A 15,897-nucleotide genomic window follows, 5' to 3' on the forward strand; every position below is an offset into this window, starting at 1 on the left:
TAAATCTTTAGCTGGATATCTATTGCCCAAACTTTACAAATCACATAAACCCTAACCCCACATGAAATCAATATTATATAACACACTTTTACTTTTAGGGCTTACAACCTGCCTAGGTACAGTAAAAGCACAAAATACAGCCCCTACCGGCAAAATCACCGGTTCGGTAATTACAGAACAAGGAAAACCTGCCGATTTTGCTACCGTTAGCCTGTTACGCGTTAAAGACTCTTCTATAGTAAAAAGCAGCCTAACCAACGAAAGCGGCCAATACGCTATTGAGCGTGTTGTAGCCGGTACTTATTTAATTAAAGCCACCATTATAGGGTATGATAAATCAGTTAGCGGACCAGTAACCGTTGCTGCAAACGCTGTAGTAAGCGTGCCCGTGCTGAAACTTGTACCAGGCAGCAACAGCTTAAAAGCTGTAAGTGTTGTAGCCACCAAGCCCTTAATTGAACGCAAGATAGACCGCACCGTAATGAATGTGGAGAACAGTGTGTTGGCCGCCGGCAATTCTGCCATGGAGATTTTGGAGCGCGCCCCTGGTGTTACGGTTGATAAGGATGACAACATAAGCTTAAAAGGCAAACAAGGTGTTACTGTGATGATTGATGGTAAGCTTACCTACCTTTCGGCACAACAGCTATCAAGCCTGCTGCGTTCTACTGATGGCAACTCTATTCAATCCATAGAAATTATCACCAACCCATCGGCTAAATATGATGCTGCCGGTAATTCAGGCATCATTAACATTAAGATGAAAAAGAACCGCAACGCCGGTACTAACGGCAGTATTGCAGCTACAGGCGGTTATGGCAACAATCACAAAGCCAGTTCATCATTAAACTTAAACCATAAAGATGGTAAGCTAAATGTTTTTGGTAACTACAGCTACTTTAACAACAAACGTCCGCAGGATATAAACCTGAACCGGACTATAAACAATGCCGGTGTTAATACATTTTTTAACGAGTCGACCGATATGTTAGGCAGTCGTAGCGCTCACAATTATAAATTAGGTGCAGACTATGATTTGAGCAAAACCAACACGCTTGGCATTCAACTAACCGGATACAACTCATCGTTTGATGCCAATACTTTCAATAACACACTAATTAGTCTGGATCGGATCAATAACAGTGCGGTGACCACAACCCGCAACACATCTGCCGAGAGATATAACAACATTACCGCTAATATTAACAACCGGATTGTTTTAGACACTTTAGGCAAAGAGTTAAGTATGGATGCCGATTATTCACACTTCGCTAACAGGCAGAGTAATAATTACACCAACAACTTTTTCCAGGCTGATGGCAGCACTTTGAAATATGGCTCGTTGCTTAGAAACAACCTGCCTACCAAAATAAACATTGCCACCTACAAAGCCGATTATACCAACCCAATTGGCAAAACCATGAAGTTGGAAGCAGGTATAAAATTTAGCTATGTGGGTACTGATAATGATTTACGTACCGACTCGATATTGAACGGTAATTGGGTAACAGATGCCGGACGCACTAACCTGTACAAGTACACTGAAAACATTAATGCCGGTTATTTTAACTTTAGTAAGAGCTGGAAAAAAACCTCAGTTCAGGCTGGTTTGCGTGCGGAGCAAACGAACTCTAAAGGCGATTCACGCGACATTTACAATGTAGCCACCGTGAACGACAGACATTACCTGAGCTTATTTCCAAGCGTGTTTGTAAACCATGAATTTTCGGACAATCACAGCCTCGGGTTAAATTACAGCCGCCGTATAGATCGCCCAAGTTATGATGACCTGAACAGCTTTACCCAGATACTGAACGCTTACACTTATGTGCAAGGTAATCCTAATTTAAAGCCACAGTACACCAACTCTTATGAATTGTCATACACTTTTAAAAAGAGGTTTAATGCTACTTTAGGCTACAGCCTAACAACCGATGTAATGGCTGAGGTACCTAGACAAATTGACGATAAAAAGATAACTTTTATTACCCGCGAAAACCTGGCCGAGCAAAATTCATTTAACCTGAACCTAAGCCTACCGTTCGGTATCACCAAATGGTGGAACATGAATAACAACGTTACCGGTTTTTACCTGGGCTTTAAATCTGCTGCACTTGAATTAGATAACGGGCAGTATGCCCTTCAAGGCAATTCAATCAACACCTTTACCTTAAGTAAAACCGTAAAATTTGAAGGAACCTTTAACTATCAGTCTCCGTTAACCTACGCTTTATTCCATATTGGTCATCAATATAACTTTGATGCAGGTATCAGTAAATCTTTTGCGCAGAAAAAAGCTAATTTGAAATTTTCGGTTAGCGATGTGTTTAACACCCGTAAGCAAAACTTAACAGTGCGCCAGGGCAACTTAAACTTCAACGTGTTCCAAAAGAATGAAACGCGTGTGGCCCGCTTAACTTTCACTTATAATTTTGGTAACAGCAAAATACAAGCTCGCAAACGCACTACGGGTTCTGATGCGGAGAAAAGCCGTGTAAAATCGGGTAACTAAACTTAGCCGGCCAACAACAAGAGCCAAGAGACTTTGAAAATCAGCTCGCCTGTCTCCTGGCTCTTTTTTGTATCTATCTTAATTTACCATAAATACAGCGTTACTAAACAACAGCTTACCGTTTTCCCAAAAACTGCGGAACAGAGGATCATCGGTCAGGTAAACTATAGATCCACGGCCCATTGATTGTACGCCGAACAATAAACCGTTACTTAATTTTTCTTTGGCTTTTTGACCAGCAAAGCCTGATACATAACTATCCTTTTTAAGCACACCCACATTTACGCCGCTGTTATCCAAATAATCGTAAATATCATCCCCTAATTTTAAAGTATAGTAAAAAGGAGGGTAACCATAACCCAAAGGGTGTGTATTATCAAGGTAAACCTTAAATATAGCGCCCGGCACATTGTACTTTATCGATTCGCGGTCGCGGCTGTTATAGGCCGAAAGATCGGGCGTCTTTTTGCCGTCTTTATCATCCTTTTTTTCGTCCTTACTTTTTAAGGCAAATCCTTTTTTGTCAGCAAACTGGCGGATAGCACCTCCCATGGCAATCAGTTTGCCTCCATCATTAACCCAATCCTGCAAACGATCTAACGGAAAATTTGAGTAGCGGCCATCGGGCAATATTGCTACGTCAAAATCGCTCAGTTTAATCCTGCCTAAATCCTGGTAACGTACAATAGATACCGGGTAACCAATCTGCTGTTCAAAAAAGTGCCATACCTCGCCCATATCATTGGCTGAGACGCCCTCGCCTGATACCAACATTACACGTGGCTTGGTTATAAAACCTACTGCGCTGGAACCCAAATCGGCACCGGTATCGGCAAAACCCGTGGCTAAAGGTGTAAGCGTGCGCGAGTAGCGTTCACTTATCTCGTTAATCATCCGGTCAAAATTGGGCTGACTGTTACTGGCACGTGTGATAATGATAGAACCGGCATTGAACTTCTTATTGCCCACTGTAAACGCATCTGATGCATAGCGCACCTTAATACCGTTTTGCAGCAATGCCGATAAAAACTTCACGTCTTCTACAGAGGTCCACTGCGCTACATAAGCATAGGCCTTTCCAGTTTGTACAGGTTTGGCTGGCTGATGTGCTAACACAACTTCTTCATTTTTGCCGGGTGCCGGTTTATTAATGGCGTCCTTTAATCCGTAAGCTTTTAAGCCATACGCATAAGGTAACGACCATGCGGTGATGTCATAGGTGTTAGAGTCTGCAATGAAAGTTTTGGGTTCTAACAGCACATTCAACAATACCGCTTTGGGTTGGTAAGCGCTAATAACCATATCGTTTTTATTAATAGTAAAACTTTCGTTTTTACCATTAAAGTAGTTATAACCGCTGGCCTGTCGGCTTGTGCCTACCGAAAACGTAATTTGATTAGCGTACAATAGCTCTTGCAGCTTCCTCATCTTATCCTCATTGTCGTTTTTAACAACGTAAGTTTTATATATGCCGGGAGGGTTGTTTTGCCCATCATCAAAATACTTTTTATACTCCGCAAGTATTTTAGACGCATTATTAGATGCCGTTTCTACGGTACTTAGCCCATTTGAGTGATGGTGAGCAATACGGTCGGCCAGGGTTAAGGTATCGCCGCTACGCATAGTAACTGCCAAACCACCTGTAGGCCCGCCACCCTGTTCGTAGGTCATACCAATAGAGCCGTTATAAAGCGGATAAGTATCACCGTATGATGGATAAAGTAAATCAAACACTTCTTTAGTAAAGTATAGCCAGCCATTTTGGTCAAAGTACTTAGCGTTATTTTTGCCAATGGTAGTCTGAAACTCGCGTTGCCATGGCGTGATATCTTTATGAAAAGGCTCTGCAGCAGGTGCAAAATAATATGGGTTATTGAAGCCCTGCTCGTGAAAATCCACATGAATTTGCGGCAGCCATTGGTTGTACAACCCTACCCTGCCTTGCACTTCTTTTTGTGTTTGCCAGGCCCAGTCGCGGTTTAAGTCAAAATAATAATGATTTACGCGCCCGCCCGGCCAGGGTTCAATATGCTCGCGCGATGATGAATTGGGATCGGGCAGTAAGCCGCGTGTTTGGTTATAATAGTTTACGTACCGGTCGCGCCCGTCGGGGTTAAGGCAGGGGTCAATTACGATAACTGTATTTTTTAGCCAGGCTTGCGTACGCGTGTTAGCGGGGTTAACTAAATCATACAACGTTTGGAGCGCAGCCTCACTGCTGCTGGGCTCGTTGCCATGCACGTTATAGCTCAACCAAACAATAGCAGGTGCGTTGCTCAAGGTTGCGGGTCCGTTACTTAAGCCGGCCAGGTAAAGATTGTGCTTTCGGATATCATCCAACCGGGCTATATTCTCTTCACTGCCTACAAAAGCTACCATAAGCGGGCGCCCCTCATTAGTGGTGCCATAAGACTGTAACTTAACCAGTTTAGAGTTTTGTGCAACATGCCTTACATACTCTGCAATGCGGTAATGGTAAGTGTACTGACTACCCAGCTCATACCCTAAAAATTGCGCTGGAGACTGCAAGCCCTGGGCGGAAACTGAACGGATTAAGCTTGAACACAGCAATAAAAGCGTAAAGATTTTCTTCATAACGTTGTATGCATTAAAACTAACAAACTATTGTCAATTACCTTACGGGTTGCTATAAATAATTGACCGTTTGCCCAATTTTGAGTATCTTTAATACCCTTTATTTATATACATGACCCCTATACAAGCCCTGCAAAAATATTTTGGTTATACTCAATTTCGTCATCAGCAGGAAGCCATTATACAACAACTGCTAAACGGAGGCGATGCCATGGTGCTGATGCCCACCGGCGGCGGTAAATCCTTATGCTATCAGTTACCGGCCGTATTGCTGCCCGGCCTAACCATTGTTATTTCGCCACTTATTGCTTTGATGAAAGATCAGGTAGACAGCCTGAACATTAACGGCATACCCGCGGCCTATTTAAATTCAACACAAAGCAACGGTGAGCAGCAAGACATTATTAACCGGTTAAAAGCCGGGCAGATTAAGTTGTTGTACCTGGCACCTGAGCGCTTGTTTAGCTCTGAAAGCCGATTGGTAGGATTTCTAAAGTCGCTGCCCGTAAGCTTGATTGCCATTGATGAGGCACACTGTATTTCACACTGGGGGCACGATTTCAGGCCCGAATACCTGATGCTGTCGCATTTTAAAACGGAGTTCCCAGCCATTCCGGTTATAGCGCTTACCGCTACCGCCGACACCCTTACCCGGCAGGATATTAAAGAAAAGCTAGCCCTGCACCGGCCTGCCGAATTCGTATCCTCATTTAACCGCCCCAATATAAGTTATACTGTAGCGCCCAAGAAAAACAGTTACGCACAACTGCTCGATTTTTTGGCTTCCCGTAAGGATGACTCGGGCATCATTTACTGTCTATCCCGTTCTTCTACCGAAGATGTAGCAGCCGACCTGCGTAGCCAGGGATATGCAGCCAAGGCTTACCACGCGGGTTTGGATAACGAAACCAAAGCCCGTAACCAGGAACAATTTCTGCGCGATGAGGTTAAAATTATGGTGGCTACTATTGCTTTTGGTATGGGCATCAATAAATCGAACGTGCGCTATGTGGTACATTATGACCTGCCCAAGAACATAGAAGGTTATTACCAGGAAACCGGCCGCGCCGGGCGCGACGGCCTACCATCGGAGGCACTGCTGTTCTTTTCGGCTGGTGATGCGTTTAAGCTGCAGCGCTTTGCCAAGGTAGATGGCAATGAGGAGCAGAGCCGCATAATGCTTAAAAAGCTGGATGATATGGTTAAGTACTGCCAGCTACAAACTTGCCGCCGCCAGTACCTCATGCACTACTTTAATGAACAGTTCCCTGAGCATTGTGGCTCCTGCGATGTTTGTTTAACGGAGTTTAAAAGGTCCGACGGCACTATATTGGCGCAAAAAGCACTATCGGCAGTGGTGCGGCTTCATCAGCGGTTTGGCACTACCTACGTGATTGACCTGTTGCGCGGCTCCAAAAGCGAGAAGATCAGGGAAGAACACAAGCAACTGAAAACATACGGCATTGGAGCCGACGTGAGCAAGGCCGATTGGCAGCGCTACTTAAACCAACTGGTTACCCAAGGCTACCTGCAGGTTACTGATGACGCTTACCCGGTGCTTAAGCTAACCCCTGCCAGTGATGCTGTGCTGAAAGGCCATCAAAAAGTGGAATTTATTGAAGCAAAAGCAATAGAAGTTGCGGCCGATATACAAACACCGGCATATGAGGGTGGCCTTTTGGAGGATTTGAAAACTGTACGCTACAATATGGCCATGAACGAAAATGTACCTGCTTATATCATTCTCTCAGATGCTACGCTGCTGGAAATGGCTACCTATTTGCCGCAAACGGCTCAGGAGCTTGGCCGGATATCGGGCTTTGGTGAGGTGAAACTAAACCGTTACGGTGCCGGATTTTTGCAGGCCATTAACGCTTACTGTGAGCAGCATGGGTTGTCGTCTCAAATAAGCAGCAAGCGGGCTAAGCCACCAGCGCGTGCCAAAACTAAAACAGCCCGTGCGCCTAAAAGTGGCACGCAGCGCGAGAGTTTTGAGCTTTACCGCTCAGGCAAAACCATAGCCGAGATTGCGGCCCAGCGCAGCTTGTCGGTCAATACCATCGAGTCGCACTTGTGCAGTTTTATACAAACCGGCGAAATGGATGTAACGGAGATAGTACCCCAGCAAAAAATGCAGGCGATACAAAAGGTGATAGAAAATTACGGTGCAGACCGACTGGCCCCGCTTAAAGAAGTGTTAGGCGACGGCTTTAGCTATGCCGAAATTAAGGCGATGGTGAGCTGGACAAAGCGCGAAGAATAACAGGCTTTTCACCAATCATAGTTATCCCAATGGGGTGTTCGATACTGCGGGAAGCTGTTATGAAAAAGCTGATTACCCAAACCATAAAAGGTTAATGACAACATTGTGTCAGTAAGGTGAACCTTATTAATCCTCAATTTTAGCTCAGCAGGTGTCCGTAAAGTACTATGCGAACACTTGTTCAGGACGAGACAGACAGTTGTAATTGATAGCCGGGCAATCACCCTTCAAGCATTATGAAGTTCTTTTTTGCCGCTAACATATCACCAATGACCGCTTTGTTGCAAGGGCCTAAAAATTTAGAAGAAAAGGGTGGCTTGAGCCTTACCAATGCAAAACAAAAAAGCCACTGCCCCGCGGCAGTGGCTATGAATACAAAACTAAAACTAAATTATTGTTGCGGCACCAGTTTCAGCGCTTGGCCCGATAAGGTAACCATAGTGCTGTCGCCAAAGTGGTAGTTACCTTTTACAATGGTTGGGTTATCTAAATTTAACTGGCTGCGGCCTTTAAGTTGCAGGTTAGCCACCTGTATGGAGTTGCTGTTATAGATGAATAGTTCGGCTCTGTCTTTTGCTGTACCTAAATTAACGTTAAGCATACCCAGCTTATTCTTAGATAGGAGGATATCAACGCCCTTGTCTGCCGTGATACTAAGTGGCACGGTTTGGTTTAACCCTATTATTTCTATTCTTCCATCGCCGTTAGCGTTGTCCTCATCATGTGCAGTTTTCAATTGGTGCGTACTTAAGCCTTTTAATTTAGGACAGGTTATTACAATGCTAGCGTAGTATGGACGCCTGCGAAGATCTTTAGTAGTATCACAATTGATGTTGAGGGTTGTGCCCTGCTGTTCAATTTTTACCTGATCTTTCATATTGTCATCAACCCACACGCCATACTTATCGCCCTGCTCTATTTTAACCCCTGCAATGTTAGTAGTGTTATGACTAATAGAATCAAAGTTACTCACTTTGAACTCTGTCATTCTGTAAAATTTGTTTTTGTAAGCACCCTTATCGTACTCGGCTTTCAGGGCAAAGTCGTACCCTACGGTGTAGGCTACTACAATAAGCACAGCTGCAAGCAATATTTTATTACTGGTTTTCATGATGTGTTTAGTTTGAAAAGTTTTGGGCTTTAAAGGTTTCGTAATGCTGTTGTACCTCATTAAGGCTTATATCTAACAGGTACAGGCTCCTGAAAAAATCGGGTAGTTCCTGTTGTAAAAAACGCTCCTTACGTATTACTTTAATTTTCTCTAAAGCATCGGGCGCTACAAACAAGCCAAGTCCACGCTTATTAAAAACCACTTCCTGATTTTGTAAATGTTCGTAAGTACGCATAACGGTGTTAGGATTTACTTGCAGCTCGCCTGCCAGCTCTCTTACAGAAGGCAACTTTTGCTCGGGCTGCCATTTACCCAGTGATATATGTTCGCTCACATACGCTGCTATTTGCAGATATATGGCTTCTTTGTCTTTAAAATTCATGTAATTAAACCTCCTTTTCTCTAAGCTTAAAGTAAGCGCATCCCCACACTAAAACTGAAATGAGCATGGTAATAATAAAGTGAACCACAGGTGCATCAAAGCCAGGTTCAATACTGCGATAGTGCCCGCCATCGTCAAACCGCAAGTTTTCAAAAAGCACACCTTTGAAAATATCCCTGCCTATTATAGCCCGCAAAACAGGCTGGTTAATAAGCGTTAATACCAGTACAAAAATGAAGAACAAAAAAGCTGTTTTGATAAAATGCAGTTTCTCGAACCAAATTGCGCCGCAAAGTGTAAGTGCGTTAAATAATGCGTAGATGGTAAATACATAGTAAAACTTGCTGTTATCATCAAAAAGATCAACCAACTGCAATTTACCGGATGGAGACGTATTACTGATACTAAGTACAATACCATCAACAGCATAAAATAGACCAATGTACACCAATTGATAGATGATGAAAGAGTACACCCAACCAATTAAATATTTTTCGAGATGTGAAGCCGGCAGCGTTAGTACAGGTACTGCCTTCTTTTTATCACCTAGCTCCGCAAAGATTAAGCTGGTGAATATACTGCCGGCAAACAATAAAAAAATGACAAAGATTACTCCTTGGGCGCCCGGTTGAAGATCTCCATGGTTTATGTAAGAAATAAAACCCAGGCTTATAAAAAACAAGCCGGCCAGCACAGCCGATGATAAAAGATAGGTTTTGCCATGCTCAAGCGTGTGCTTTTTAAACAGCATGATGAAACGCTTAAAACTAAATGTATTGCTCATGATAAGGTTATTTTAAAATTTCGGTTAGTTGTTTATTATTGCTGATAATGGCATTAAATAGTATTTCCATATCTACCTTGCCGTAATCGCCGTCCGTGTTCGGCGTAATGGCATTTAAACCCAGCATACTCTCTTCGGCATAAATAAAATCAGTACGGGTGGTTGGTATGTTGCCGAAAGTTAGCTTCTCGGCAATTTCATCAAGTGATTTGTTAACCACAATTTGGCGGTTATGTACTACCACTATGGTGTCAATCAAGTTATCTAAATCGCGTACCTGGTGGGTTGATATAATTACACACTGCTCATCACTTAAAGCCGAGGCAATAATTTTTCGGAACTGGCTTTTTGAAGGAATATCGAGTCCGTTAGTTGGCTCATCCATAATAAGCAGTGCCGTGTTGGTAGCTAAACCAAAGGCAATCATTACCTTTTTTTGCTGACCGAATGAAAGCTTGGTTAAAAGCTTATCGGGCAGTACATCAAACTCCGATAAAAAGTTGGCAAACTGCTGTGGGTTAAAATTTGGATAAAAGTGCCCGGTGCTTTCGGCAAACTGCGTAGCGGTTACCGCCGGCATGTAAATTTCCTCGGGTACAAAAAATACCTCCTGCAAAAAATCTGGCTGGCGTTTGGCGGCGTTGTACCCTTTTACGGTACACTTACCACTCCAAGGAAAAACCAACCCTGCCATGTTTTTTAGCAGGGTTGATTTGCCTGCACCATTTTTGCCTAATAACCCATATATATGGCCGGGCTTTAAGGTTAGGTTTAGGTTATCGAAAAGCTTTTGCTTGCCATAACCAAATGTTAATTGTGATAATTCAACCATAATAGTGTATTAGTTATATAGTACACTACAAATGTAGGTAAGTAATTTACATTAACAAATAATTTTTTAAATATTTTTATTCTCAGTTAAGAGGTGTAGTAGAATGGCCTATAAGAGCCGTAGTAGACACAGAATTTGAAGGGCCTCAGGCGTATAGGTTAGAACCGCAATACTTACAGTAATTGGCATCGCCATCATGCCCTTCGCGGCCGCAATTGGGGCATGACTCGGGCAATTCCTTCTTCTGCCGGGCTGCCATAGCCAGGTCATGCGTTAATATACCGGTGGGTACCGCTATAATGGCATAACCAATAAGCATTACTACTGAGGCCACAAATTTACCAACAGGCGTAACGGGCGATATGTCTCCATATCCAACCGTGGTGATCGTAACAATGGCCCAGTAAACACTCTCGGGGATGTTTGAAAAACCGTTCTCGCGTCGTTCCACCAGGTACATTATTGATCCTAATATTACGGCCAGCGTAAGCACGGTAAGCAGGAAGATGCTGATTTTACGCAAGCTGCTTTTCAACGCCACGGTTAAAAAGTTAATTTCTGTAAGAAAGCGGCTTAATTTAAATATCCGGAAAACACGCAGCAACCGAAGCGCCCTGAATACCAGCAGTGATTGCGCGCCAACGAAAAATATGCTTAAATAAGAGGGAATTAATGCCAGCAAATCAATTATACCCAGCGGACTAACAACATAGCTGAGCGGCCGTTTAATGCTTACTAACCTTAAAACATACTCTATAGTGAAAAGTATGGAGTAAGCCCATTCGAGATAATAGAACAATTCGCCATACTTTTGGTGAATGTTTTGTACGCTATCCAGCATTACCACAATAATGCTGGTGAAAATAGCTATCAGCAAGGCTACGTCGAATGCCTTACCTGCCCGCGTGTTCGACTCATAAATAACCTCATGCAGTTTAAAGCGCCAGTCTTGAGGTTCGGGTAATGCCATTTTTTTAAAGTAGAAGCCGTTGTGAAAAATGATTGTAACAGGTAACTAACACCCACATACGCAGCTTTGTGTTAGCACAGCCATTTATAACAAAAAAGCCCCGCTAACTGCGGGGCTTTTTTGTTATAAATGGGTACTTACATTACCTCACAGCGGCAGATGTAGTTCGGTTTTGTTTAAGCGATTGCACTTCAGCTTTTAGCGCGTCTATTTGCTGTTGCTGTTCTTTAATAGCGCCCAGCAACACCGGGATAAGGCTTTGCACATCAACCTTGCTTATATCGGCCGAGCGGTACTGATTTTTACCTGCTGGGTATAAAATACTTTCGGTTTTAACCAAACCAGGTAACGCCGATTGTACACTGGCTGCATTAAAGCCATATTGTGTTCCGGTAGGTAACTTGGTATTTTTAATTGCCTGCTGATTGTACTGGTAAGTAATAGGCTCAATCAAATTTACAGTAGCTAATGCACCGGTTATAGGTGTAGTGTTTTCTTTAAGCTGACTTTCGCTAACTTTTGTTTGGGCGTATCCTACAGTGGTGAAAGAGGCTAACGCTAATAATGCTATAACAAATTTTGAAGTTTTCATGATTTTAATAATTATATAACACAACATTCCCTCCTTGTTCAAAGGAAGAACATTATTACTTTATTTTAGATGATTACAGATGCTAATGAAACTTAGCAGTTTGGCGGGGGCGTAAGTACGTCGGGACAAAAGCTATACCACAGCTTTGCTAAATAGCCAATGGGCTGACTTACCGGCAAGGAAAATACAGGTTCGTTAAAATTATAAATAACGGTGTGGTGCAGCCAGGGCTTAATCGTTTCAACCCTAAAATTTTCAGATTCCTTAACCGGATCCTCAGCGCTTTTATCGTCTGCCTGTTTGGTAGTATTAACAGATTTGCCAAAAACAGACAGCACACGGATTCCGTTGCTCTCGAGTATACCAATAAGCAAGCAAAATATTATTCCGTATGTAAAAGCTTTGGCTCTCACGTCAATTCGTTTTATGTACTGCAAATTTACAATACTCTTTGGTTTAACTGTTTAAAAGTGTATTTGTTTTTTACACGGAAATGTAAGCTTTGCAGCATTAAATCCTAATGAGCTTCTAATAATTATTGGGTATCCAGGTTCCAAATTTTCTCTGCTTTACGTCCAATAAACCAAAACGATACGGCCAGTATGGCAAAGAATAAGGTATACGGTATGTGGTTCCACAAGTACTCAAAATACTTGGTATATATAAAGATGAGTACAAAGGTAATTCCAAACTCGCGGGCAATGCCGTCCTTGGTTTTCAGGCCGTACAAGGTAAAAGCCCCTGCTACAGCTAACGATATGATACCCCAATAGTATAAGCTCAGTTGTTTTACCTGCAGCCACTCCTCCAGCTGGCCGTAATTGCCAAAAATACTAAGCAGCCAAAGCGATAAAAACAGGTACAGCAAACCAACTACATACGTAAGCTCCCAAAAAGGTTGTATCCATTTACGGCCTTTAAGCATATAGCAGCCCACCAGTAACACCAGGCCAAATAGCACAAAACGCAGAGGATAGTTCATGCCCAAAAAGTAATAGCTCCATTTGGTTTGGTAACCGGTTTCGGTGCCAAACCAGCTCCCCAGCGATACCAGCGCAAACAGCCATATTAAGCGGGAATTGAGCCTGATTCCTAAAAAACCATACACAAACACCGAAAGTAAAAAGAGCAGGGAGTAATGCCCTGAGCCGTTATCGAAAGTTTTGCCTAGGTAAGCAATACAACATGCTGTAAACAGTATACCGGTAAATATAGTAGCCTCATTACTAAAAACACGCTCGGGGGTAAGTTTTTGACGCCGCCTGCCCAGGTAAAAAGCGCCTGCCGCAATTATACCGGCACCCATGCTAATAATAATATCGGGCGTATAATACAAGCTTTTAAGCCAGTTAATAACCTTATCGCTAATGATGAGCGAGCCGATGGCAATGGCGCCGCAAACCAGAGCTACCCAAAAAGAGTACTTAGCCAGGCGCATCCAATCAAATCCCTTAACCTCGGCCGAATTACGCAGAACCTGTGCCTGGTCTTCCGAAATAAGCTGTTCTTTTTCCCAGTGTGCAATCACCCGGTTTAAAAATTCGCTTTCCTGTTTATCGAGGTTAAGTTTCATGGAGTTAATTCAGGAGTTGGTAGCCGAAGGTAAGGTGTTTAAACCCCAGTCAACTGCAACTAAAATTCGAATTTAATAACTTTGAACAATTTGCAGCAATGTAATAAAAATTAATAGGGTGATGGTTGATTGTTCATCGTTGATAGTATATCTACTCTGGTAGGACTACTATAATCTACTCATTCTCCAGCAACTTTAGCACATCAATCTTATCCTGTGCCAACTGCTCCTTCAAGCCTTCCAGCGAAGTAAACTTAACATCGTGCCTTACAAAATATAAAAAGTTCATTCGTAAGGTTTGGTTGTAAATATCACGGTTAAAATCAAAAATATTAACCTCAATATTACGGGTCATGCCGTTGATGGTTGGCCTGTGACCAATGTAGGCCATGCCTTTAAATACTTCATCGCCCAATTGCACAGTAACCGCAAATATGCCATCGGCCGGTATGAGCTTGTAGCTTTCTTCTATCAGTAAGTTAGCCGTAGGATACCCCAGCTGCCTTCCAATTTGGTTGCCGCGTATTACGCCGCCGGTTAAAAAGAAAGGATACCCTAAAAAAGCATTAGCCTGTGCAATATCGGCCTTAAGTAAGGCCTGCCGTATACGGGTGGAGCTTATGGCAACGTGGTCAATATCCTGCTCGGGTATTTCAATCACCTCGAAGCCGTAAACCGGCGCAGCATTTTGCAAATCGGCCAGTCCGCCCTGGCGGTCTTTGCCAAAACGATGATCGTAACCAATTATGATTTTGCGTGTACCGATCTTATTAACCAATATATCGCGTATATAAGCCTCAGCAGTTTGGTTAGAAAAATCACGGGAAAAAGGCGTTATAATCAAATGATCTACGCCTAACTGCTCCAACAACGTAGCGCGTTCCTGTATGGTGGTAATCAGCTTCAGGTCCTGCTGCTCAGGGTGGATGATCATACGCGGATGCGGAAAGAAAGTCAGGATGACTGTTTCGCCGCCGGTTTGCCGTGCCAGTTCTTTAAGTCCGGCTATAATTTGCCGGTGCCCCTGGTGTACACCATCAAACGTACCAATGGTTACCACTGCATTGGTCAGCGGTTTAAACTCATCTATATGGTGGTAGATCTTCATAAAGATGCCCCTCCCCGACCCTCCCCACTAGGGAGAGTGTTTTGATGATCAGGCATGCTACCTATTTTAGTTTTAATCGTTTCAAAGACTTGCTGTGGAAATTTCAACACCTCATCATTAGTAAAGCGCACAGCTTCGAATCCCCAATGATTTAACATGCCGGTTCTTATAGCATCAGCTTCTTTAGTTAGCTCGTGATACCCGCCGTCTACCTCAATAACTAAGCCCTTTTGCAGGCATACGAAATCGGCAATATAATTATCTATTGCATGTTGCCTGCAAATTTCATAACCTGTACTATCTTGTCTTAATAACTGCCATAAAACATTTTCTGCCTCAGCAGAGAAATGGAGATTTGCTCTATTATTATCTTTCAGAGGTTCATAACGGATGGAATCGGCATTCTCCCTAAAACTGGAAGCATTTGTATTCTTTTCTAGAAGTTCCCCTTTTTGGGGGGGGGGTGGGAGGGGCTGATTTCTGATTACATTCACCAACTCCATTACCTCCCAGGCATCCTCAACTTTATAGTTACCACTCCGGGTGCGCCTGAGCCTGGATAGATAGGCTCCACTGTTCACTGCTTTGCCAAAATCGTTTACTAAGGAGCGTATATAAGTGCCCTTACTGCACACTACCCTAAAATCAATTTCAGGGAGTTCAATACGCGTAAGTTCAAATTCGGTTATGGTTAAGGTACGTGCTTTTAGTTCCACGTCTTCGCCACGGCGGGCTTTTTCGTACAAGCGCTCGCCGTTTACTTTAATGGCCGAGTGCGCCGGCGGGTATTGCTGTATCTCGCCAATAAACTGGCTGCAGGCATCTTTTAAAGATTGCTCATTCAGATGAGCAGTTTCAAATTGCTGATCTGCCTCAGTTTCCATATCATAAGACGGCGTGGTGGCACCGAGCGTCATCGTGCCGGTGTATTCCTTTTCCTCCGCCTGGAAGGTATCAATTTGCTTGGTCATTTTACCGGTGCAAACAATAAGCAAACCGGTAGCCAGCGGGTCTAATGTACCAGCATGACCAACTTTGAGCTTTAAGGGCTTAAACGCGTTGCGAACTTTGCCTACAACATCAAAGCTGGTCCAGCGATAGGGTTTGTTGATGAGCAGCAGCTCACCTTCGGCAAAGTTAAAGTCTGTATGTTTGGGATGTGATTCGCTCAAAAT

13 protein-coding genes and 1 pseudogene are annotated in these 15,897 nt (G+C 43.3%); 2 read left to right on the forward strand and 12 right to left on the reverse strand.

Annotated elements, in window-relative coordinates; translation table 11 throughout:
• Positions 1-61 precede the first annotated feature (61 nt).
• Positions 62-2,512 carry an outer membrane beta-barrel family protein gene (locus ABDD94_RS19450; protein WP_345953623.1) on the forward strand — a complete coding sequence of 817 codons (2,451 nt, stop codon included), beginning with the start codon at positions 62-64 and terminating at the stop codon, positions 2,510-2,512.
• 78 nt (positions 2,513-2,590) lie between these two features.
• On the opposite strand, the gene ABDD94_RS19455 is transcribed toward ABDD94_RS19450, so the two are convergent.
• The gene (locus ABDD94_RS19455; protein WP_345953624.1) at positions 2,591-5,107 is read right to left on the reverse strand and encodes a M14 metallopeptidase family protein; all 2,517 of its coding nucleotides are present in this window, start codon (positions 5,105-5,107) and stop codon (positions 2,591-2,593) included.
• Positions 5,108-5,219: 112 nt separating this feature from the next.
• On the opposite strand from ABDD94_RS19455, the gene recQ reads away from it, so the two are divergent.
• Positions 5,220-7,370: a DNA helicase RecQ gene (gene recQ / locus ABDD94_RS19460; RefSeq protein ID WP_345953625.1), complete on the forward strand. Its 2,151-nt coding sequence runs from the start codon at positions 5,220-5,222 to the stop codon at positions 7,368-7,370.
• A gap of 391 nt (positions 7,371-7,761) precedes the next feature.
• Here recQ and ABDD94_RS19465 read toward each other — a convergent pair whose 3' ends face one another.
• The 11 genes and pseudogenes from ABDD94_RS19465 to truB form a co-directional block, all read right to left on the reverse strand.
• Entirely contained in the window at positions 7,762-8,481 is a 720-nt protein-coding gene (locus ABDD94_RS19465) for a hypothetical protein (RefSeq protein WP_345953626.1), read from the reverse strand.
• Positions 8,482-8,488: 7 nt separating this feature from the next.
• Complete coding sequence (locus ABDD94_RS19470) at positions 8,489-8,863, reverse strand: GntR family transcriptional regulator (protein ID WP_345950424.1); 375 nt, start codon at positions 8,861-8,863, stop codon at positions 8,489-8,491.
• A 4-nt stretch (positions 8,864-8,867) separates the two neighbouring features.
• The gene (locus tag ABDD94_RS19475; protein WP_345953627.1) at positions 8,868-9,647 is read right to left on the reverse strand and encodes a hypothetical protein; all 780 of its coding nucleotides are present in this window, start codon (positions 9,645-9,647) and stop codon (positions 8,868-8,870) included.
• A gap of 7 nt (positions 9,648-9,654) precedes the next feature.
• Positions 9,655-10,479: an ATP-binding cassette domain-containing protein gene (locus ABDD94_RS19480; RefSeq protein ID WP_345953628.1), complete on the reverse strand. Its 825-nt coding sequence runs from the start codon at positions 10,477-10,479 to the stop codon at positions 9,655-9,657.
• A gap of 145 nt (positions 10,480-10,624) precedes the next feature.
• Positions 10,625-11,449 (reverse strand): ion transporter, encoded by an 825-nt coding sequence (locus ABDD94_RS19485; protein ID WP_345953629.1) that lies wholly within the window; start codon positions 11,447-11,449, stop codon positions 10,625-10,627.
• A 142-nt stretch (positions 11,450-11,591) separates the two neighbouring features.
• On the reverse strand, positions 11,592-12,041 hold the full coding sequence (locus ABDD94_RS19490) for a tail fiber domain-containing protein (protein WP_345953630.1): 450 nt from the start codon (positions 12,039-12,041) through the stop codon (positions 11,592-11,594).
• A 92-nt stretch (positions 12,042-12,133) separates the two neighbouring features.
• Positions 12,134-12,478, reverse strand: coding sequence for a hypothetical protein (locus tag ABDD94_RS19495; protein WP_345950419.1), 345 nt, complete (start codon positions 12,476-12,478; stop codon positions 12,134-12,136).
• Positions 12,479-12,576: 98 nt separating this feature from the next.
• Complete coding sequence (locus tag ABDD94_RS19500; RefSeq protein WP_345953632.1) at positions 12,577-13,614, reverse strand: DUF2157 domain-containing protein; 1,038 nt, start codon at positions 13,612-13,614, stop codon at positions 12,577-12,579.
• 175 nt (positions 13,615-13,789) lie between these two features.
• Positions 13,790-14,722, reverse strand: coding sequence for a bifunctional riboflavin kinase/FAD synthetase (locus ABDD94_RS19505; protein ID WP_345953633.1), 933 nt, complete (start codon positions 14,720-14,722; stop codon positions 13,790-13,792).
• On the reverse strand, positions 14,719-15,225 hold the full coding sequence (locus ABDD94_RS19510) for a DUF559 domain-containing protein (RefSeq protein ID WP_345955997.1): 507 nt from the start codon (positions 15,223-15,225) through the stop codon (positions 14,719-14,721). Before ABDD94_RS19510 ends, ABDD94_RS19505 begins: the two co-directional genes overlap by 4 nt.
• Positions 15,202-15,894 (reverse strand): annotated as a pseudogene (gene truB, locus ABDD94_RS19515) (tRNA pseudouridine(55) synthase TruB); the annotation flags it as partial. The pseudogene truB and the gene ABDD94_RS19510, both read right to left, overlap by 24 nt.
• Positions 15,895-15,897: the final 3 nt, after the last annotated feature.

The sequence above is a fragment of the Mucilaginibacter sp. PAMB04168 genome (assembly GCF_039634365.2).
In the GTDB taxonomy this organism is placed as follows: domain Bacteria; phylum Bacteroidota; class Bacteroidia; order Sphingobacteriales; family Sphingobacteriaceae; genus Mucilaginibacter.

Excerpts from the sequence above, each read along its gene's own strand:
- ABDD94_RS19450 (WP_345953623.1), top strand. The coding sequence starts at position 62 with ATGAAATCAATATTATATAACACACTTTTACTTTTAGGGCTTACAACC.
- ABDD94_RS19455 (WP_345953624.1), bottom strand. The coding sequence starts at position 5,107 with ATGAAGAAAATCTTTACGCTTTTATTGCTGTGTTCAAGCTTAATCCGT.
- recQ (WP_345953625.1), top strand. The coding sequence starts at position 5,220 with ATGACCCCTATACAAGCCCTGCAAAAATATTTTGGTTATACTCAATTT.
- ABDD94_RS19465 (WP_345953626.1), bottom strand. The coding sequence starts at position 8,481 with ATGAAAACCAGTAATAAAATATTGCTTGCAGCTGTGCTTATTGTAGTA.
- ABDD94_RS19470 (WP_345950424.1), bottom strand. The coding sequence starts at position 8,863 with ATGAATTTTAAAGACAAAGAAGCCATATATCTGCAAATAGCAGCGTAT.
- ABDD94_RS19475 (WP_345953627.1), bottom strand. The coding sequence starts at position 9,647 with ATGAGCAATACATTTAGTTTTAAGCGTTTCATCATGCTGTTTAAAAAG.
- ABDD94_RS19480 (WP_345953628.1), bottom strand. The coding sequence starts at position 10,479 with ATGGTTGAATTATCACAATTAACATTTGGTTATGGCAAGCAAAAGCTT.
- ABDD94_RS19485 (WP_345953629.1), bottom strand. The coding sequence starts at position 11,449 with ATGGCATTACCCGAACCTCAAGACTGGCGCTTTAAACTGCATGAGGTT.
- ABDD94_RS19490 (WP_345953630.1), bottom strand. The coding sequence starts at position 12,041 with ATGAAAACTTCAAAATTTGTTATAGCATTATTAGCGTTAGCCTCTTTC.
- ABDD94_RS19500 (WP_345953632.1), bottom strand. The coding sequence starts at position 13,614 with ATGAAACTTAACCTCGATAAACAGGAAAGCGAATTTTTAAACCGGGTG.
- ABDD94_RS19505 (WP_345953633.1), bottom strand. The coding sequence starts at position 14,722 with ATGAAGATCTACCACCATATAGATGAGTTTAAACCGCTGACCAATGCA.
- ABDD94_RS19510 (WP_345955997.1), bottom strand. The coding sequence starts at position 15,225 with ATGGAGTTGGTGAATGTAATCAGAAATCAGCCCCTCCCACCCCCCCCC.